We start from the raw sequence: 17,953 nt of genomic DNA, 5'->3' as shown, positions 1-17,953 counted from the left end.
CTCCCGACCTTCCCCGCCGTCTATTGTACATTTTTTATCATGAAGGAGATTTCCATGGAGACAAAAGGCATCAATTTTTTGCGAAGCTCCCTCGCTCACTACCAGAGGCGGGTCGATCTGCGCTATAAGCAGTATGACATGAAGTATCAGGACCGCCAGGCGGGGATTGTCATCCCGGAGAAGCTCAGGGGCCTCTACCGATCCACGCTGGGGTGGTGTGCCACTGCCGTGGATGCCATGGCGGACCGGATTGTCTTCAAGGGGTTTCAAAACGATAATTTTGGCTTTTCTGAGATCTTCCAGATGAATAACCCGGACATTTTCTTTGACTCTGCCATTCTTTCGGCCCTCATTGCCTCCTGTGCCTTTGTCTACATCTCAGAGGGGGATGAGGCCTTTCCAAGGCTTCAGGTCATTGAGGCATCCAACGCCACCGGAGTCATCGATCCCATCACGGGACTTCTCAAGGAAGGCTATGCGGTCCTCAAGCGTGACAACTTCGAGCGGCCTTTAGTGGAGGCTTACTTCCTCCCGGATCAGACCATCATCTACGAGAAGGAAAAGGTCAAAAGCGTATACAAACATACCGCGGGCCACCCCCTTCTGGTTCCCATTATCCACCGCCCGGATGCCGTGCGGCCTTTTGGACGCTCAAGGATTACAAGGGCGGCCATGTACTGTCAGAAGCTTGCCAAGCGTACCTTGGAGCGGGCGGACGTGACAGCAGAATTTTACTCTTTCCCTCAAAAATATATTTTAGGGATGGATAGCGATGCCGAGCAATGGGATGAGTGGAAAGCCACCATCGCCTCGATGCTTCGGATTGATACCAACGAAAACGGCGACACTCCGAAACTTGGCCAATTTACGTCCGCTTCCATGTCCCCCTTCGTGGAGCAGTTCCGGATGGCGGCTTCCGTCTTTGCCGGAGAGACCGGCTTAACCCTGGACGACCTTGGCTTTATTTCGGACAATCCCTCAAGCTCAGAGGCAATCAAGGCGAGCCATGAGACCCTCCGGCTTTCCGCGAGAAAGGCCCAACGGTGCTTCTCAAGTGGGATTATCAATGTCGGCTATGTGGCGGCTTGCCTTCGGGATAAATATCCTTATCTCCGTAACCGGATTTATGAAACGAAGGTGAAGTGGTACCCGGTCTTCGAGCCCGACGCTTCCACCATGTCCTATATCGGGGACGGATTTATCAAGCTAAACCAGGCTATTCCAGGGATTGTTGATGAAGAGGATGCCCGGGATATGTTAGGGATGGAGAGTCGCAATGGCTAAAGACATCGCCCCTGAGCTCATCGAAAAGGTGCAGAAGGCTTTCACCAAAAAGTACCAGTCAAGCCCGAAGATCAAAGGGGAGCTTGATGTGATCAATAAGGGCGAGGCGACCTATAAAAACGCCAGTACCTTTGCCGAGAAAGTAGGTGACCTTTTAGCCAAAACCTTTCAGGAAGAGATCGGAAAAGATAATCTCCCGGACGGTAGAATGTACTACAATATCGCTGACCGCCTCCTGAACAACGCCTTGGGAAAAAACTATGACTTGATCTCCTCTTACACCAAAGATACACAAAGAGTGCTTAACGAAAAGGCGGGGATTAGCGTAAAGCCAGCAGTTCCAGAAATCAATCAGAGCCGGATCGACAACTTGGTGGAGCGTATCGCCGAAGAGGAGGACTACGATAAAGTCAAGTGGATGCTGGATGAACCCGTCACGTATTTCAGTATGGCGGTAGTCGATGACTTCGTGAAGGCAAACACAAAACTCCATTATGACCTGGGTCTTCACCCTAAAATTGTCAGAAAAGAGCACGGGAAAGCTTGCTCCTACTGTCATCCACTTGCTGGGGAGTTTCAGTATCCCGATGAGGTTCCAAAAAACTTCTATTCACGTCATCCCTATTGTAGGTGTGTTGTCGAGTATATACCTACTAAGGGGAAGAGGCAGAATGTTTGGACAAAAAGAGAGTATGATGCACGGGATGAGCGGGTGCTGAAGGCGGAACGACAAAAGGACCTTTCCTACCTGAATCGCAAAGAAGACAGGAAGCAGTATTTCAAGATAATTGAGACTTTGGGAGAAAAAGAGGCACCCATATCATTAAACCTGTTTCAGGAATTGAAGTATAATAAGCCTGAAAAATATGAAAGATTGCTGGATAAAGCGTATATTAAAGAAAAAATTAATACAGGAAAGTGGGGGAAAGTTATTAATCCAGAAAATCAAGCTACTCACAATGAGCTAACCAAAGAAGATGGAAAAAGTTATTTATTTAAGGACGTTGATGCTCAACTTTTATTTGATAAATATGCTGGAACGGGTATCTTAGAAAGAGATAGATACGGAAGACGGACAAATAAAGAGATTGTTGATTTGGGATACCCGGTTGGAATTAACGCATCTGATGAATCAATAGCTACAGCTATTAAGATTCATCATTCGAAGGATAGAACTCATATTATTCCTAAAAAGGGGGATGTGTAATGGATTTAGAAAAATATTTAGGTAAAAACGTAAAAGTGATTTTTATTGATGGGCAAGTGCTTAGAGGGTATTGTAATTCGTTCACAGGGAAACTGGATACAGAGGATGAGAATCATGATGAAATTACAATAAAAACAAAGGAACACAGATTTGTCGGATTTAACGAATCAGAAATCAAGTCAATAGAAATTACAAATTAAGTACAAACTAATGAAAATTAGAATGTGCTTTTTTTTATGAATATATATCTACCAACCAACTCAATGAGTTGGTTTTTTATTGCCTGAAAAGGAGGTCCTAATGGCAAGAGATGACTATGACGTTATTGTATTTAAAATATTGACCTATCTGTATCACAATCTTAAAGATGGATATATTGATGATACCTATCTCTATCCCCTAACGAATGATTTTCCAATCAAAGAAGAATACTTTCTATCTATTTTAGAGGACTTGGAGGATAAGAAGTTCATCAAAAATCTAAGGCTTGTCAAGGCTTGGGGCGGAGAAGTGATAAGTTATGATCTATCTCAACTAAAGATTACTGGGGATGGGGTGGTTTATCTTAGGGATAATTCCAAGATGAGAAAAGTCATTAACGCTGTGAAAGAGGCGAGGGCCATCATGTCTTTATGAAATTGAGGAATCGTTTGAAAAGAGATAGGGTTCTTGCCAGAAGGGAAGAGGGTTTGATATGAATGGATAAAAAGGGGAACCAAGACCCCACCAGAGCCGTTATTATCGACCACAGCGCTTCGAAAGGTGCGGAGGCTGTAGCGATCTATGACAAGTCCAAAAGAAAGGCCCTGGAGTGGCAGAGGCGCCTCCTGGACGATATAATGGCGGTACGCCCTGACGGACTATGGACCCATTCGAAGTTCGGCTATGCCGTCCCAAGGCGTAACGGGAAGAACGAAATTGTCGTCATGCGGGAACTCTGGGGACTTCACCAGGGAGAAAACATCATGCACACCGCCCACCGAACATCGACTTCTCACGCCTCCTGGGAGCGCTTGGTCCGCGTTTTAGAAGAGGCGGGCTACAAAAAAGATGAAGACTATATCATCCTCAGGGCTACGGGCCGGGAGAAAGTGGAATTCCTGAATAGCGGGGGCCGGGTAGACTTCCGGACCAGGACCACCACCGGCGGACTTGGTGAGGGCTTTGACCTTCTTATTATCGACGAGGCCCAGGAGTACACGATCGACCAGGAGACGGCCCTCAAATACGTCGTAACCGACAGCCAGAACCCCCAAACCATCTTCTGTGGAACACCACCCACCATGGTCTCCGGGGGTACAGTCTTTACCGACTTTAGAAAAAGCACCCTAGCCGGAGACACCTTTGACGGGGGCTGGGCAGAATGGTCCGTGGAGGAAGAGTCCGACCCTTATGATGTCGACCTCTGGTACGAGACGAATCCCTCTCTTGGGACCATCTTGAGCGAGCGCGCGGTCCGGTCGGAAATCGGCCAGGACGTTTTGGATTTTAATATCCAGCGTTTGGGGCTCTGGGTAAAGTACAATCAGAAGTCCTTTATCAGTGAAGAGGAGTGGGACGGTCTTCAAGTAAAGGCTACCCCAACGCTTACGGGAAAGCTTCATGTGGGCATCAAGTATGCCCCGGATGGCGGGAAAGTCGCCATGAGCGTCGCCGTTGAGACCTTAAGTGGCCACGTCTTCGTTGAGTCGATCGGATGCGAAAATGTCCGGAAAGGTAACCGCTGGATTTTAGACTTCATTGAAAAGGCCGACGTTGAAAGCGTGACGATCGACGGTCAAAGTGGCCAGGCCTTGCTAAAGAAAGCCATGAAGACAAGAAAGCTCATCCGCCCGGTCCTTCCAAGGGTTTCCGATGTCATTGAGTCGGGATCCCTTTTCATGGAGGGGATCTATAAGAAAAAGATATGCCATGCCGGCCAGCCAAGTCTTCGGGCGATCGCTTCAAACTGCGACAAGCGTCCCATTGGGTCTGGCGGGGGCTTCGGTTTCAAATCACTTTTTGACGATCTGGAAGCGGCAATGCTTGAGAGTGTGGTCCTGGCCTACTGGGGCCAGCAGAATAAAAAAACCAAGAAAAAACAACGAGTTTGGTATTAAGACGATCCCTTCGTGGGGTCGTCTTTTTAATACAAAAATTTACCGATACCGCCGGGTAAGCGGGAGAAAGGAAATCACAATGACAGACAATGCGTTCCAGCCCATCGAAACCCAGGAAGCCTTTGACAAGGCTATATCCGAACGCCTGAAAAGGCAGAAGGAGACTCTGGAAGAGAAGTATAAGGACTATGACCAGTTAAAATCCGGGATGAAGAAACTGCAAGACGAACTACAAAACGCCAAGGATGCCCTGAGCGGGAAAAGCGAAGCCTTCTTTTTGTCCTTGGGATAATCAGCGTCATTAGGACTATCCTGGGCTCTTTTAATAAAATATACAGGGAATTTACTGAGGCCTAGAAGGCGGTCGGTAAGAAGTACATCAAGACCAAAAACCTGGAAGAGATCGTGGTGCATAAGGGGGAAATCCTCTCGATCAGGGAGATCCTGGGAAAGGTAGACTGGAAAGACCAGAAATTCGCCCAGGACTTAGACGTTCTCACTTGTCACGACAAAACCCTTCAAGACCACGCCAAGATGATTAAATAGGAGCAGGCCCACGATGACCGGCAGGACACGGATATGCGGATGATCCTGAAGGCTCTTCTAGCCGTCTTGCGGTCACTTGAGCGACAGGGGATTAATCACACGATCACATCAAATATCAAGGAAATTGAAGCCTATATCTGGAAGAAGGAAAAAGAGTAAAGGAGAAAATACTATGAAATTATCTAATGACACCTATGATCTTTAGAAGTGGATCATCACTCTGGTCCTACCCGCTACCGCTACCCTTGTTCAGACAGTAGGGGAGAGCCTATCCTGGGGACCGACTGCCCTGGTGGTTACGATTCTCACAGCGGTCACGACCTTCCTTGGGGCCATGTTTATGAGCTCCAGTGTACAGCACCAAAAACGCCACATCACGATCCCTTCGGACGATAGGAAGAATCGTGCGACAATCGTGCGAAAATAGGGGGAAAGCCTGTATTTACCTAGCTTTAATCGTGAGTGAATCGCGCGAGCCGTGCCTCTAATTATTGGAGAGGCACGGCTTTTTTTTATGTAAAAACCGAAAAAAGTGTTGACAATATATAACGGTGGCGTTATAATATATTCAGAAGTTGAGAGAAACCTCAAATAAAAAAGAAAGGAGGAAAGTAAATGGTAGACCTAATAACAATGATAGCGACTATCATCGGAGCCATAGCAAGCTTCATATCGATGATAATCGCCATCAAAAACAACGGGGGCAAATAAGCCCCCTCCCCTTCGGGGGAGTGTTATTAGTATACCACGAAAAGACCATGGTTAAACTGATAGCGAGCTTATTATTTGCGGTATTTGCTGTAGGGAACCTCATCAGTCAAATGAAGAACAGGAGGAAGTAATGGCGGATAAAACAAGCGAAGCCCAGAAGAGGGCCAGCCGGACATGGGAGCAAAGGAACCGGAAGAAAGCCACCGTTCAGGGCTACTTAAGAACGGCAAGGTCTTATATCCGAAACCATGCCCAGGAAGAAAACCTTCAGGAGCTGGAGGCGCTCATTAAAGAGCGAAGGGAGAAGCTAAAAGAGGGGGAATAACCCCCCTTTTTTAGTCCCTTAAAGACTCTTAGGAGTTTTGCCCCTCTGTAGCCTAGTGATTGCAATGGGTTCAAAAAAATTTTGCGGTTTTAGGTAGTAAATCTGCAGTTTCAGGTAGTAAATTTCTGATAAAAATCTCCTCAAAACACTTGACTCTATATAAACTATGGTTTATAATATAAATGTGCTAAGGGAATAGGAAGCACGAACTTAAGAAAGGAGGAAAAGGGAATGGAGATAGATACAATAATAGCTCTAGCCCAGCTGATCATCAGTGTGGCGACACTGATTGTAACGATCAGGAGGGACTAGAGCCCAGAAAAGAGGGGCGAAAGCCCCTCCCCCCGTCAGGGGGTGTACCTATCTTATACCCAGAAAAGAGCTATGACAACACTAAGAGTATTATTGATCTTGAACCTTGTAGTAAGCTTAGCGAATCTGTATGTTCAAGTCAAAGGAAGGAGGAAGTAATGGAAAAGAAAACGAGTGAAGCTCAAATCCGTGCAAGCAAAAAGTGGAATGCTCAGAATCCTGAAAGAAGGCGGTATAATTCCGCTAAATCGGCGGCACGTTCTTTTATCCGGAATCGGGCAACGCTTGAAGACCTTGAGGAGATAGAGTCGCTGATTGCGGAGAAGAGGGAGAAGCTAAAAGAGGGGGAGTAACCCCTCTTTTTCCTTTTTTTTAAATCTTTTTTTTGCCCCCAATTTGCCCCCAATCGGGTTTAAACCTCGTTTATTTCAGCCTTATATTTTTTTGTCTAGGACGCTCTGAAAGCTAGTATAATCAATGATTGTGGAGGATTTAGCCCAACAGGGCTTTCTTCCCATTTGTGATTCGGGAGCAGGTGGCCGAAGGTTCGAAGCCTTTCATCCCGATAATAAAGAAACGGCTTGAAAGCAAGGCTTTCAGGCCGTTTTTGGTTTTTTGTGATTGACCAGAAAAAACTTTTTGGAGCCAATTTTGGAACCAAAATTTATCTAAATTATTTCAGCCATCTTTTCATTAGCATCTTATCTTCTTGGGCGATAAAGTTCCTTTTTATACTTTGGCGATCTTATTTATTCCCTATTGTTGATTCTGTTCCAGGGGAGTTTTAAAAAACTTCCAAGTCCCCCTTATAATCCAAAATCCCACCCACATTATGGACCTCAGTAAAGCCAAGCTCTTCCAGGTCCTTCTTGGCGAGTCCGGCTCGGTGGCCCGACCGACAATAAACAAAGAGGGGCTTATCTAGAGGAAGCTCCTCTTTGGCCCTTTGCCGGATTTGGTCGTGGGGAATATGATGGGCACAGGAAAGGTGGCCCTCCTTCCATTCCTCATCACTGCGGACATCGAGGAGGATGGCGGAATCGGGCTGGTCATGGAGAATTTGAGCGGCCTCCATGAGGCTAAAATCATTTGTACTCTTCTTTAAAAAATGACGAAAGATGGTCATATAATCTCCTTTCAAATAGGGGATGAATAATTAATTGTCACTTTGTACGCTTTGTCAGTTTTCCATGTTATATTTATTATATTTTATTTCAGGTGAAGAAGTGGAATAATCCCGGAATTAAGATTTGATATACTATCGATGTAGAGTAATTCCCGCGTAAGCGGGGGTGATCCTTTAGTGTACAATAACCGTACAGTAAGGATTATTTTTTGCCCGCGTTAGCGGGTTCTTAAATTATACAAAGGCCAGTCCAATATTGGACTGGTTTTTGTAAACTAAGTTTATTTTTGTTGACTATTACTTTTAAGAGTATTATAATTAATATCAAATGAAACAAAACGATTTCCTAAATATTTATTTCTAGGAGCATTCTATGGATTCTTTCTGGGCAAAAAAAGATGATAAAAGTGGCCAACTGAAATGGATCAGCCTCAGCGACCATTTGAAAGATACTTGCGAGGTAGCCAAAAAGCTCTGGGATTTATGGTTGGATGAGGGTCAGCGGGCCATGATCATCCGTTCAATATCTCCTTCTTCAGAAGAGCTAGCAAGGGCCACCCTCATCTTTCTCGCTGCAACGCACGACGAGGGCAAGGCCAGTCCTGCCTTCCAGGCCATGGGATTTTTCCACCGCCCCAGCGATATAGACCAGGCTCTTGTGGATAGATTGGAACGTGAGGGTTACATTGATCTGAGCCATCTCTACCTATCAGAGCCCCATAAGGTCCACCACTCTGAAGCGGGGCAGGTCCTTCTCTTAGAGATGGGCATAGGGGAGGATCTGGCATTAATTGTCGGTGGTCATCATGGCCGCCCCAGCAATCATATCGAACCCTCATTGATTAATAGTTACTCAGCTAACTTTTATCAGGAAGAGAACGAAAAGTCAGTCATTCACCAAAGATGGAAGAGGGCCCAGGAAAAGATTATTGAGGAGGCACTTAGGACTTCCGGCTTTTCTTCTATTCAGGATCTTCCGACGGTGGATGTCAGGGGTCAGGTTTTGCTTTCAGGTCTGGTTATTATGGCAGACTGGATCGCTTCTAATGAGGAATATTTTCCTTTATATCCCTTTGATGACAAAGAAGCTCCTGATGGTGAGACTCGCCGTTCCCGAGGCTTTGAAAAGTGGGCGAGCAACCAGTCCCGATGGAGGGCGGAGAAGTTTGGGGATCTCGTTTCTCTCTACCAGTCCCGCTTTGGATTCGCCCCACGAAAGGCTCAGGAAGAGATGAACCGGGTGATTGACCAAATCCAGGAACCGGGAATTCTTATTTTTGAAGCACCCATGGGGATGGGAAAAACTGAAGCTTCCCTCATTGCCTGCGAACAGATTGCAGCGAAAACGCATGCCAGCGGTTTGTTTTTTGGCCTTCCCACCCAAGCAACCAGCAATGGGATTTATCCCAGGATTAAAGCTTGGATGGACAAGTTGGATCCGGATAATCAATTTTTCCCTCGACTTCAACATGGGAAGGCAGCTTTAAACCCGCTTTACGACCGGGTTTCTCATGGCATCGATATCGATGGGGAAGGATCCATTCCGACCAACCAATGGTTCTCCGGTCGTAAAACAGCTTCCCTGGATTCCTTTGTTATCGGAACGGTGGACCAACTCCTCCTACTGGCTTTGAAACAGAAACACCTGGCCTTGCGTCACCTCGGGATGAGTAAAAAGGTGGTCATCGTTGATGAGGTTCATGCCTATGATGCTTATATGAACCAGTATTTAGCCACAGCCTTGCGATGGTTGGCTTTTTATGGGATTCCGGTGATCTTACTTTCAGCCACTCTTCCTATTGAGACCCGGAATCAACTATTAGCGGCATATCTTTCAGGGAAGGGTTGTCGGCGAAGAGAAATCAAGGGAATGTTCCGCCCGGATTTGGAGGAGGCCTATCCCCTCCTCACCTATAGCGATGGAAAAGAGCTTCACTATTTTGCAGACTTCTCTCCGGACACTGCCAACAATAAACGAGTGGACATGCGAAAATTGGACGAAGAGGATCTTATGGAACTCTTAGAGGACTGCCTTGCAACAGAGGGCGTAGCCGGCGTGGTCGTTAATACGGTCAAGCGTGCTCAGCAATTCGCTCAAGAATGCATCGAGCGTTTTTCTTCAGATCAAGTTCTTCTCCTCCATTCTGCCTTTATCGCCAGCGACCGGGCCAAGAAAGAAAATCAACTCTTATCCATGTTACAAAGGGGAGGGGACCGACCTAAGGGGATGATTGTTATTGGGAGCCAAGTGATTGAGCAATCTCTTGACATAGATCTTGACTCGCTGTTTACCGATCTCGCACCCATGGACCTCCTGATTCAACGGATTGGACGCTTACACAGGCATAAAGAGACCAAGCGTCCGAAAAAGTATGAAAAAGCTATCTGTTATGTCATGGGCAGTAATGACCAATTGGATTTTGAACCGGGATCATCCGCGGTTTACGGAGATTATCTCCTGGGTCAGACCCTGTATTATTTACCGGACCAGCTAAGCATGCCGGAGGATATATCCCCTCTTGTCCAAAAGGTGTATGGGGAAATAGCCCTTTTTACGGACGAAGAAAGGCAGGAAAAGCACAAAGAGGCCCGGACCCGTTATGAGGAAAAGAAAAATCAAAAGAAGGCCAGGGCGGAGAATTTTCTGTTGGGAAGGCCCCAAAGAATGAAGACCATCGAAGGATGGTTGGCCAATTCGCCGGCTATTGATTCCGAGGAAAGGGGCTATGCCCAGGTCAGGGATAGCGATGAAAGAGTTGAGGTGATCGCCCTCCAAAGAAAGCAGGGAGGCTACGGATTTTTTGAAGGGGAAGAGGATCTTTCCGGACAAATCGGAGATAACAAGGTGGCTCAAGACATTGCCAAACACACCATCACTTTGCCAAATGCCCTATCAAGACCCTATATCATTGACCGAACGATTGATGAATTGGAGCAGTTTACCTTGGAGAATCTGCCGGATTGGCAGGAGTCCTCTTGGTTAAAGGGAGCACTGGGAATTATCTTTGATGAAGGGGGGTGGTTTGAACTATTTAACTTCCGCTTGCACTATGATTCAACATTTGGCTTAACCCTAGAAAGGATGGAGGATGGGAAGATTTAACTTGTTAAGGGAGGCTTGGATTCCCGTTATTACAGAAAACGGAGAAAATAAAGAGTATTCTCTTTTAGATGTCTTCCGCCAAGCCAACCGGATAAAGTCCCTTTCCGGTGATATGCCCACGCAAAGCTTTGCAGTCTTACGGATTTTAGAAGCGGTTCTTCAAACGGTCTTCACTCGTTATGACGGGGAAGGGAAGGTGTATGAGGATCTTGAACTGAATGACCTCCACCAACCTTCAACGGAAGAGAGGGATGAGATTTTAGAAGATAGGATGTATTCTCAAGACTTGTTGGATTGTTGGAAAACTCTATGGAGAAAAAAGGAATTTCCGGCTATCTTATATGAATACCTGGAAGTTTGGGAAGAGCATTTTTATCTATTCGATGAGGAATTTCCGTTTTTTCAGGTCAGGGAAGAAGACGTTGCCTCGGAGAAGTTGAACAAATCAAAAGCCGGCTCGATTTCCGGGAAAAATATCAACCGACTCATTTCGGAAAGCGGAAACAAAACAGCCCTATTTTCTCCCAAGCATGAGTCAATGAACAATAAGGACCTACTGGATGAAGGCGAGTTAACCCGATGGTTGATTACCTTTCAATTCTACACGGGCTTATCAGATAAGACGATATTCGGGAAAGATAAATATAAGGCGTCCAAGGGCTGGCTCTTCGATATCGGAGGCTTATATTTTCAGGGAAGCAATCTCTATGACACCCTTCTTCTGAATCTAATTCTCCAACACCCTGAGAGAGAGCCGGCCATCTTAGAAAGGCCATGTTGGGAGTATTCGCCCCAAGAAGTGGTCCGAAGAAGCTTTTCAGCTGACCGGATGAACAATCTGTCAGAGCTTTATACCGCTTGGAGCCGGGCGATCTATATTGATCCTGAAACAAAAATGACGGATCCCTTTTCTTTTGATGTCGTCAAGCTTCCGGATATTGACCACGTTAACCAGTTCTTGGAGCCCATGACCCTTTGGCGTTTTAATCAATCGGGAGAAAATAAGGGACAATTTACCCCCCGTAAACACCAGGTAAACCGGTCTTTGTGGCGGTCATTTGGCCTCCTGGTTGAAGATTATTTTGACGAAAAAGAAGAAAATCATCAACCCGGGATTATGCAATGGTATCGGACAATCCAAGAGGAGGTCGGAGATAGGGACCTCTATCTAGTGGCTATTTCTATGGAGAGTGATGGGAACGCCACCTCATGGGTGCCGGTTGATGAAATCTATGACTATCTACTCATCAATAGCCAAGTGCTGGCTGACATGCAGGAATCCGGTTGGATAGGGCGGATTTATGCCACGGTTGAAAAAACAAAGAAGGTTATTTCTACGGTATATGGCCTTTATATCCGGGATGTGAAGGAGATTCGAAATATCTCCTCGGCAGATTATATCAGCCAAAAAGTAGAGGAGCTGTATTACTTGGTCGATCAGCCATTTAGAGATTGGCTGGGCGGTATCCGAAAGGACGATGATAAGGAAGAGACCATTTCCAGGTGGTATAGCGAGCTAAAGAGACTGGTCAGGAGGGAGGCGGAAGACCTGGCGGCCCACTCAGGGGAGAGAGACTACCGGGGAATTGTAGTCAATGAGGGCATGAAAAACATTGCTACAGCATTTAATTCCTTCATGTATTTTTTGAATGAAGCATTGCCGGAAAAGGAGGAGAATCGTGACCCAACAAAGGAAGAAGGATAGCATTTACGAGGTTACCTCTCGTATTTTGCTCAAGTTGGACAAGACGAGGTCAACATCAGCCACAAAGGCCATCTTGTCTAACCTAAGAAGGTCTTTGGGACGACCTCTTAGTCAATCCATTGAAATCTGGTCCCTGCTTTATGAAGAGCTTCCGGAGTCTTTTTTAACGGATCAGGATGAGCCTACTGCTGAGGAAAAAGCCATCTTGAATGCCCTACAACTCTATGCCATCCACCAACAAGGGAATGAAGATAGTGTTCTCCTCTGGGACCAGGAGGGAATATGGAATAACCTCGGTTATTCCCTACAACCGATTCGTGACCGAGATAGCCGGTCAACCGATCAACGATTCAACGGTATGATTGCCTCCGATAGCTTTGATGAGCTTTCTTATCACATTCGGCAACTGATTAAGCTCCTAAAAGCAAGTAAAAGCAAGCGGGGCGTAAACTACGCAAAGCTAGCAGAAGATTTTTACTGGTTCATCCGAGGACAGAAAGAAAAAGTTCGCCTGAATTGGGCGAGGGCCTATTATTCCTATCAACCCCAAAAAGAGGAGGATTCCAATGACATCCAATAAACGTTTATATCTCGATATCCATGCAATTCAAACCCTACCCCCTTCGAATATCAACCGCGATGATACGGGAAGTCCAAAAACGGCCCTATATGGTGGTGTTCGCCGGGCTCGAGTTTCCTCACAAGCTTGGAAACGGGCTATTCGGAAGTATTTCAATGATTTTGGAGAGCAAAATAATGTAGGGATTCGCACTCTCCGGATTGTCCGCTATGTTGCGGATAAGATTCAAGAAGAGGATCCTGCCATTTCTGACAAGGAGGCGATGGATCTCGCAGAGAAAACATTAAATGCAGCAAAAATATCAACTAAGGATCAAAAAGCAAAAGCCCTCTTTTTTATGGGAGACTTGCAGGCAAAAAATCTTGCCAAGGCGGCTATCGAAGGGATAAGTGACAAGCAAGCTCTTCAAGCGATCTTAAAAAGTAATCCGGCGGTAGATATTGCTCTTTTCGGTCGTATGGTAGCCGATGATCCATCACTGAATGAAGACGCTTCAAGCCAAGTCGCCCATGCCATCTCTACTCATGGAGTGGATACAGAGTTTGATTTTTATACCGCCATGGATGATCTTTCGGAAAAAGATTCAGCAGGAGCCGGGATGTTGGGAACCATTGAGTTTAACTCATCCACCCTATATCGTTATGCCAATGTTTCCTTACATGAATTCATGAGACAGGTGGGCAATGTCGAAAGTGCGGCTTCAAGCATGGAACTTTTTGCAGAAGCTTTTGCCAATTCTTTACCAACAGGAAAAATCAATAGCTATGCCAATACGACCCTTCCCCAGCTCCTTTTGATCGTTTTGCGGGAGGACCGTCCTGTCAATCTCGTTTCCGCTTTTGAAAAGCCGGTAAAGGATGGAGAGGGCTATGTCGAGGAGTCCATGAAGAGGTTAGGAAAGGAATTAGAAAAGACCCAGCGCTTTGTCAGAGAGCCCTTAGCCAAATTGTATGTGACCACAGAGGAAGTATCCGAAGCCCTCCAGGGAGAATTCGGTCAGGATTGCCATTCTTTAGAAAACTTGAAAGATCAGCTCGGAACGATTTTAAAAGAAGCGATGGTGAATTTACGCGAGGATGCTTAAAATGCGGACCATACTCTTAAAATTCGCCGGCCCTCTCCAGTCTTGGGGAACCTCCTCTCACTTTGAAAGTAGACATACGGATTTTTATCCTTCAAAGAGTGGGGTTGTCGGTCTGATTGCGGCTTGTTTAGGCTATCGTCGGGATGAGGATGATAAGATCAGGAGTCTGAATGATCTTCATTTTGCCGTTCGGGTAGACCAACCGGGACGACTCTTGAAAGACTATCAGACCGTTCATAAATTGAAGAAAAATGGTGACTTCGACCGGAACTATGTGACTAACCGTTACTATATCGAGGATGGGGTTTTTCTTGTCGCCCTAGGAAGTGAGAAGGCGGGTCAAATTGAGGAGATCGTGAAAGCTTTACAGCAGCCCTATTTCCAACCTTTTTTAGGTCGTCGATCTGTCCCGCCAACCTATGACTTTCTTCTTGGTGTTTTTGATGGATCTCCCTTGGACCTCTTAAAGACCTATTCCTGGCAAAAAAATAAGTCACATTTCGTCAAATCACCCACCTTCTTGCCAATTTACTTTGATGTTGCTCTTGGTGAAGGGGTTGGGGGGAGAATGCGGAAAGATGAAGCAGTATCTTTTTCAAGTCGGAACCGGTCCTATCTTTTTCGTGAAGAAAATCGCTTAGAAATTTTGCTGCCAAAAGAAGAAGCGGACACAGAGGATGACCATGATGCTTTTCGTGCTATAGGGGGTGAAAATGTACCTTTCTAGAGTAGAAATTGATCGTCGTAATCGGAAAAAGAATCGAGACTTGACCCATTTAGGCGCCTACCATCACTGGGTGGAAGAGAGCTTTCCTGAGGAAATAGAGGTGGGGCGAAGGTCGCGCAAGCTTTGGCGGATTGATCGAATTAACAACAAGGAATATTTATTAATTGTTTCTTCGGTCAAACCGAATCGTCAGGCTTTGGAACGCTATGGGGTTCCGGGAACGGGAGAAGTTAAGGAATATTCCGGCTTTCTGGCAACAATAAAAGAAGGCCAGCATTATCGCTTTCGCCTCCAGCTGAATCCGGTGGTCTCTCTCTCACAGGGGCCGGGAAAACGGGGAAGGGTAGTTCCTCATGTTACAGCAGACCAGCAAAAAGCCTACTTGCTGAATCGAGCTGAGAAGAATGGTTTTGCTTTGGAGGAAGAGTCTTTTGATCTTGTTGACCGAACTTACCTCCCGTTAAGAAAAGCGGGAGAGAGAGAATTGCGCCTCTCTTCCGCCACCTATGAAGGGGAGCTGGTCGTTACTGATTTAGAACATTTTTATCGGACATTGACAGAAGGCATGGGCAAGAAAAAAGCCTATGGGTTTGGAATGATGACCATCATTCCGCTTGTCAACCATGAATAAACAAGCAGGGGCTAAAAAAGCCGATATTCAGGAGCTTCCACGGATAGAAGACAGGGTTTCCTTCATCTATATTGAGCATGCCAAAATCAATCGCTTAGATAGCGCAATAACCGTCACAGACTATCATGGAACAGTCCGTGTTCCAGTGGCTATGATTGGCGTTCTTCTTTTGGGGCCTGGGACGGATATTAGTCACCGAGCCATCGAACTGATCGGCGATGCGGGTTCAAGTATTCTCTGGGTTGGAGAGAGAGGGGTGCGGTTTTATGCCCATGGTCGGTCCCTGGCCCGGTCTACCCGGCTTCTGGAAAGACAAGCCAAATTGGTGTCTAATCCACGAAGTCGTTTAAACGTCGCGCGCAGGATGTACCAGATGCGTTTTGCTGAGGATGTCTCTCGTTCTTCTATGCAAGAGTTACGAGGTAAAGAAGGTGCCCGAGTTCGACGGAGTTATCGACTGAATGCTCAAAAATATAATGTGGAGTGGGACAAGAGGGTCTTTGATCCGGATGATTTTTTAGGAGGCTCGCCGATCAACCAGGCACTTTCAGCTGGCCATGTTTGTCTTTATGGTCTTGTCCATAGTGTCATCTGTGCACTCGGTCTATCTCCCGGTTTAGGTTTTGTTCATACAGGACATGACCTCTCCTTTGTTTATGATGTGGCAGACCTTTATAAAGCGGAAGTTACCATTCCTATTGCTTTTGAAGTGGTTTCCGAGTCTAAGGAAGGGGATGACATTGGTCGACGAACCCGACTTCGTGTTCGTGATGCTTTTGTGGATGGGAAATTAATGAAGCGGATGGTCCAGGATTTACAGGACTTAATGGAAGTGGAAATGGATGACCGCTTCCAAATGGATACGGTTCATTTATGGGATGATAAGGATAAACTTGTTCCCAACGGATTTAATTACAGCGAGGATGACAGCAATGCCCATGACGGTCATTACCCTGAAAAAAGTCCCTAATTCATTGCGGGGCGACCTGACGAAGTGGATGCAGGAAATTGCCACGGGCGTATATATCGGAAACTTTAATTCTCGTATTCGTGAGAAACTATGGAACCGTGTACTGGAGAATGTAGGGGATGGAGAGGCCACTCTATCGTATGCTTCACAAAATGAAGTGGGTTATCTTTTTACCACATTTAACAGTGAACGCCGAGTGGTTGACGTAGAAGGGATTCCGCTTGTCTTTCTACCAGCGATAGGTGGAGAACAAGGGGGCCAAAATAAAAAGGGATTTAGTCAAGCCGGAAAATTCCATAGGGCAAGGAGGTTTTCTGCCAAAGGAAAGTCAGAAGCTCATCCTTCTTTTGTGGTTCTTGACTTGGAAACCACCGGACTAGATCCGGAAAAGGACCAAATCATTGAGATTGGCGCGATTTTAATGAAAGGATCTCGAAAGCAAGCTACGAGAGAGTATTTTCATCGGCTGATTAAGATTCAGGATGATATTCCGGACCAAATAAAGAAATTGACGGGAATAAGTCGGAGGGAACTGGAGGAGAAAGGAGTATCTCTTCAGGAGGCCCTTAAAGATCTTGTTCATTTTTTGGGACCCTTTCAAATTGTTGGCTACGGAATTTCGTTTGATCTCCGATTCTTAAATCAAGCCCTGGAAAAGAATGGGATGAACACAATTTCAAATAAAAGTTTGGATTTGATGCGTTTGGTCAAAAAAGAAAAGGGGCTTTTAGAGAATTATAAACTTCAAACTGTCCTTCCTGCTTACAGCATTGACCGAAGGGTCCCTCATCGAGCCTTAGAGGATGCTATAATTATTGCAGAACTTTCTGAGAAGGTCATGGGATTTAAGAGTTCGTTAAAATGGGATGGCTAATTTAAGGGATCTTTTTAGTGTCTTTCCCGCGCGAGCGGGGGTGATCCTACAGCAGTCCCGATAAGCGAATTATTGCAAGCGTCTTTCCCGCGCGAGCGGGGGTGATCCTTTCCGTCCATAATGGCCCAACCAAGGTAGGCCGTCTTTCCCGCGCGAGCGGGGGTGATCCCTATACTCTTATTGAAGCGCTGAATGTTAGCGTGTCTTTCCCGCGCGAGCGGGGGTGATCCCGTGACCATCGTCAACACTTTGGATGCCGTGGAGTCTTTCCCGCGCGAGCGGGGGTGATCCCCCTGGAACAAGACCTCCAACACGGTCGGGAACGTCTTTCCCGCGCGAGCGGGGGTGATCCCCGGGGCAACCGGGGCCGGGGCAAGCCGGGGAAGTCTTTCCCGCGCGAGCGGGGGTGATCCCAAATTGGAGCAGACGGTGGCGGAACTTTTTGAGTCTTTCCCGCGCGAGCGGGGGTGATCCCCCTTGGTCATTATGCAGTCCGGCATGCCTCTAGTCTTTCCCGCGCGAGCGGGGGTGATCCTATACCGGGAAGGGAAGCCGGGTCCTCGTCCAAGTCTTTCCCGCGCGAGCGGGGGTGATCCCTGATCCATCTTTCTCCGTGCTTTGCTTCTCCTGTCTTTCCCGCGCGAGCGGGGGTGATCCTCTGCCATTTCG

The 17,953-nt window shown here is 46.5% G+C and carries 19 protein-coding genes and 1 CRISPR repeat array (1 of these 20 only partly in view); of the genes, 18 read left to right on the top strand and 1 reads right to left on the bottom strand.

All coding sequences use genetic code 11. From position 1 onward, the window contains the following. Positions 1-54: 54 nt before the first annotated feature. The 10 genes from HGKM_RS07930 (at position 55) to HGKM_RS07895 (ending at position 6,837) form a co-directional block, all read left to right on the top strand. Positions 55-1,284, top strand: a complete 1,230-nt coding sequence (locus HGKM_RS07930; RefSeq protein ID WP_019134817.1) for a phage portal protein — start codon at positions 55-57, stop codon at positions 1,282-1,284. Further along, positions 1,277-2,491: a polymorphic toxin type 50 domain-containing protein gene (locus tag HGKM_RS07925; protein WP_019134816.1), complete on the top strand. Its 1,215-nt coding sequence runs from the start codon at positions 1,277-1,279 to the stop codon at positions 2,489-2,491. The genes HGKM_RS07930 and HGKM_RS07925 overlap by 8 nt, the downstream gene beginning before the upstream one ends. Further along, the gene (locus tag HGKM_RS07920) at positions 2,491-2,691 is read left to right on the top strand and encodes a hypothetical protein (protein WP_019134815.1); all 201 of its coding nucleotides are present in this window, start codon (positions 2,491-2,493) and stop codon (positions 2,689-2,691) included. Before HGKM_RS07925 ends, HGKM_RS07920 begins: the two co-directional genes overlap by 1 nt. A 100-nt stretch (positions 2,692-2,791) precedes the next feature. Next, positions 2,792-3,127, top strand: a complete 336-nt coding sequence (locus HGKM_RS07915) for a YjcQ family protein (protein WP_019134814.1) — start codon at positions 2,792-2,794, stop codon at positions 3,125-3,127. Positions 3,128-3,189: 62 nt separating this feature from the next. Beyond that, positions 3,190-4,590 carry a terminase gene (locus HGKM_RS07910; protein WP_019134813.1) on the top strand — a complete coding sequence of 467 codons (1,401 nt, stop codon included), beginning with the start codon at positions 3,190-3,192 and terminating at the stop codon, positions 4,588-4,590. A gap of 79 nt (positions 4,591-4,669) precedes the next feature. Next, the gene (locus HGKM_RS07905) at positions 4,670-4,882 is read left to right on the top strand and encodes a hypothetical protein (RefSeq protein ID WP_019134812.1); all 213 of its coding nucleotides are present in this window, start codon (positions 4,670-4,672) and stop codon (positions 4,880-4,882) included. Positions 4,883-5,169: 287 nt separating this feature from the next. Continuing rightward, positions 5,170-5,295 carry a hypothetical protein gene (locus tag HGKM_RS09175; protein WP_019134810.1) on the top strand — a complete coding sequence of 42 codons (126 nt, stop codon included), beginning with the start codon at positions 5,170-5,172 and terminating at the stop codon, positions 5,293-5,295. Between the two features lie 52 nt (positions 5,296-5,347). Beyond that, entirely contained in the window at positions 5,348-5,563 is a 216-nt protein-coding gene (locus HGKM_RS09240) for a phage holin (RefSeq protein WP_081585207.1), read from the top strand. Positions 5,564-5,977: 414 nt separating this feature from the next. Beyond that, complete coding sequence (locus tag HGKM_RS07900) at positions 5,978-6,172, top strand: hypothetical protein (RefSeq protein WP_019134808.1); 195 nt, start codon at positions 5,978-5,980, stop codon at positions 6,170-6,172. A gap of 470 nt (positions 6,173-6,642) precedes the next feature. Next, positions 6,643-6,837 (top strand): hypothetical protein, encoded by a 195-nt coding sequence (locus tag HGKM_RS07895; RefSeq protein WP_019134807.1) that lies wholly within the window; start codon positions 6,643-6,645, stop codon positions 6,835-6,837. 431 nt (positions 6,838-7,268) lie between these two features. Here HGKM_RS07895 and HGKM_RS07890 read toward each other — a convergent pair whose 3' ends face one another. Further along, on the bottom strand, positions 7,269-7,610 hold the full coding sequence (locus HGKM_RS07890) for a rhodanese-like domain-containing protein (RefSeq protein ID WP_019134806.1): 342 nt from the start codon (positions 7,608-7,610) through the stop codon (positions 7,269-7,271). A gap of 373 nt (positions 7,611-7,983) precedes the next feature. Here HGKM_RS07890 and HGKM_RS07885 point away from each other — a divergent pair, with 373 nt between their 5' ends. From HGKM_RS07885 to cas2e, 8 genes are read left to right on the top strand one after another with little or no spacing between them, the layout of a single operon-like run. After that, complete coding sequence (locus tag HGKM_RS07885) at positions 7,984-10,713, top strand: CRISPR-associated helicase/endonuclease Cas3 (RefSeq protein WP_019134805.1); 2,730 nt, start codon at positions 7,984-7,986, stop codon at positions 10,711-10,713. Beyond that, positions 10,700-12,418: a type I-E CRISPR-associated protein Cse1/CasA gene (locus HGKM_RS07880; RefSeq protein WP_019134804.1), complete on the top strand. Its 1,719-nt coding sequence runs from the start codon at positions 10,700-10,702 to the stop codon at positions 12,416-12,418. Before HGKM_RS07885 ends, HGKM_RS07880 begins: the two co-directional genes overlap by 14 nt. After that, entirely contained in the window at positions 12,393-12,998 is a 606-nt protein-coding gene (gene casB, locus HGKM_RS07875; RefSeq protein ID WP_019134803.1) for a type I-E CRISPR-associated protein Cse2/CasB, read from the top strand. Before HGKM_RS07880 ends, casB begins: the two co-directional genes overlap by 26 nt. After that, positions 12,985-14,082, top strand: a complete 1,098-nt coding sequence (gene cas7e / locus HGKM_RS07870) for a type I-E CRISPR-associated protein Cas7/Cse4/CasC (RefSeq protein WP_019134802.1) — start codon at positions 12,985-12,987, stop codon at positions 14,080-14,082. Before casB ends, cas7e begins: the two co-directional genes overlap by 14 nt. After that, complete coding sequence (cas5e, locus tag HGKM_RS07865; RefSeq protein WP_034579903.1) at positions 14,075-14,809, top strand: type I-E CRISPR-associated protein Cas5/CasD; 735 nt, start codon at positions 14,075-14,077, stop codon at positions 14,807-14,809. Before cas7e ends, cas5e begins: the two co-directional genes overlap by 8 nt. Next, complete coding sequence (cas6e, locus tag HGKM_RS07860; protein WP_019134800.1) at positions 14,796-15,440, top strand: type I-E CRISPR-associated protein Cas6/Cse3/CasE; 645 nt, start codon at positions 14,796-14,798, stop codon at positions 15,438-15,440. Before cas5e ends, cas6e begins: the two co-directional genes overlap by 14 nt. Beyond that, positions 15,433-16,410, top strand: a complete 978-nt coding sequence (gene cas1e, locus HGKM_RS07855; RefSeq protein ID WP_019134799.1) for a type I-E CRISPR-associated endonuclease Cas1e — start codon at positions 15,433-15,435, stop codon at positions 16,408-16,410. The genes cas6e and cas1e overlap by 8 nt, the downstream gene beginning before the upstream one ends. Beyond that, the gene (gene cas2e / locus HGKM_RS07850) at positions 16,373-17,284 is read left to right on the top strand and encodes a type I-E CRISPR-associated endoribonuclease Cas2e (protein ID WP_019134798.1); all 912 of its coding nucleotides are present in this window, start codon (positions 16,373-16,375) and stop codon (positions 17,282-17,284) included. Before cas1e ends, cas2e begins: the two co-directional genes overlap by 38 nt. Positions 17,285-17,303: 19 nt before the next feature. Then, positions 17,304-17,953: direct repeats of the CRISPR family, unit length 29 nt; unit sequence GTCTTTCCCGCGCGAGCGGGGGTGATCCC; it runs 599 nt beyond the window's last position.

The organism is Kallipyga massiliensis ph2, assembly GCF_000311985.1.
Taxonomy (GTDB): Bacteria; Bacillota; Clostridia; order Tissierellales; family Peptoniphilaceae; genus Kallipyga; species Kallipyga massiliensis.
The sequence above is the reverse complement of the archived record's forward strand: the minus strand, read 5'-3'. Positions and strand labels throughout refer to the sequence as shown.

What these genes read in the sequence shown, in the direction of transcription:
- HGKM_RS07900 (WP_019134808.1), top strand. Translation starts at nt 5,978, where the DNA reads ATGGCGGATAAAACAAGCGAAGCCCAGAAGAGGGCCAGCCGGACATGG.
- HGKM_RS07910 (WP_019134813.1), top strand. Translation starts at nt 3,190, where the DNA reads ATGGATAAAAAGGGGAACCAAGACCCCACCAGAGCCGTTATTATCGAC.
- HGKM_RS07915 (WP_019134814.1), top strand. Translation starts at nt 2,792, where the DNA reads ATGGCAAGAGATGACTATGACGTTATTGTATTTAAAATATTGACCTAT.
- cas5e (WP_034579903.1), top strand. Translation starts at nt 14,075, where the DNA reads ATGCTTAAAATGCGGACCATACTCTTAAAATTCGCCGGCCCTCTCCAG.
- HGKM_RS07925 (WP_019134816.1), top strand. Translation starts at nt 1,277, where the DNA reads ATGGCTAAAGACATCGCCCCTGAGCTCATCGAAAAGGTGCAGAAGGCT.
- HGKM_RS07895 (WP_019134807.1), top strand. Translation starts at nt 6,643, where the DNA reads ATGGAAAAGAAAACGAGTGAAGCTCAAATCCGTGCAAGCAAAAAGTGG.
- HGKM_RS07880 (WP_019134804.1), top strand. Translation starts at nt 10,700, where the DNA reads ATGGGAAGATTTAACTTGTTAAGGGAGGCTTGGATTCCCGTTATTACA.
- cas1e (WP_019134799.1), top strand. Translation starts at nt 15,433, where the DNA reads ATGAATAAACAAGCAGGGGCTAAAAAAGCCGATATTCAGGAGCTTCCA.
- HGKM_RS07885 (WP_019134805.1), top strand. Translation starts at nt 7,984, where the DNA reads ATGGATTCTTTCTGGGCAAAAAAAGATGATAAAAGTGGCCAACTGAAA.
- HGKM_RS07890 (WP_019134806.1), bottom strand. Translation starts at nt 7,610, where the DNA reads ATGACCATCTTTCGTCATTTTTTAAAGAAGAGTACAAATGATTTTAGC.
- HGKM_RS09175 (WP_019134810.1), top strand. Translation starts at nt 5,170, where the DNA reads ATGCGGATGATCCTGAAGGCTCTTCTAGCCGTCTTGCGGTCACTTGAG.
- cas2e (WP_019134798.1), top strand. Translation starts at nt 16,373, where the DNA reads ATGCCCATGACGGTCATTACCCTGAAAAAAGTCCCTAATTCATTGCGG.
- cas7e (WP_019134802.1), top strand. Translation starts at nt 12,985, where the DNA reads ATGACATCCAATAAACGTTTATATCTCGATATCCATGCAATTCAAACC.
- cas6e (WP_019134800.1), top strand. Translation starts at nt 14,796, where the DNA reads ATGTACCTTTCTAGAGTAGAAATTGATCGTCGTAATCGGAAAAAGAAT.
- HGKM_RS07920 (WP_019134815.1), top strand. Translation starts at nt 2,491, where the DNA reads ATGGATTTAGAAAAATATTTAGGTAAAAACGTAAAAGTGATTTTTATT.
- HGKM_RS07930 (WP_019134817.1), top strand. Translation starts at nt 55, where the DNA reads ATGGAGACAAAAGGCATCAATTTTTTGCGAAGCTCCCTCGCTCACTAC.
- HGKM_RS07905 (WP_019134812.1), top strand. Translation starts at nt 4,670, where the DNA reads ATGACAGACAATGCGTTCCAGCCCATCGAAACCCAGGAAGCCTTTGAC.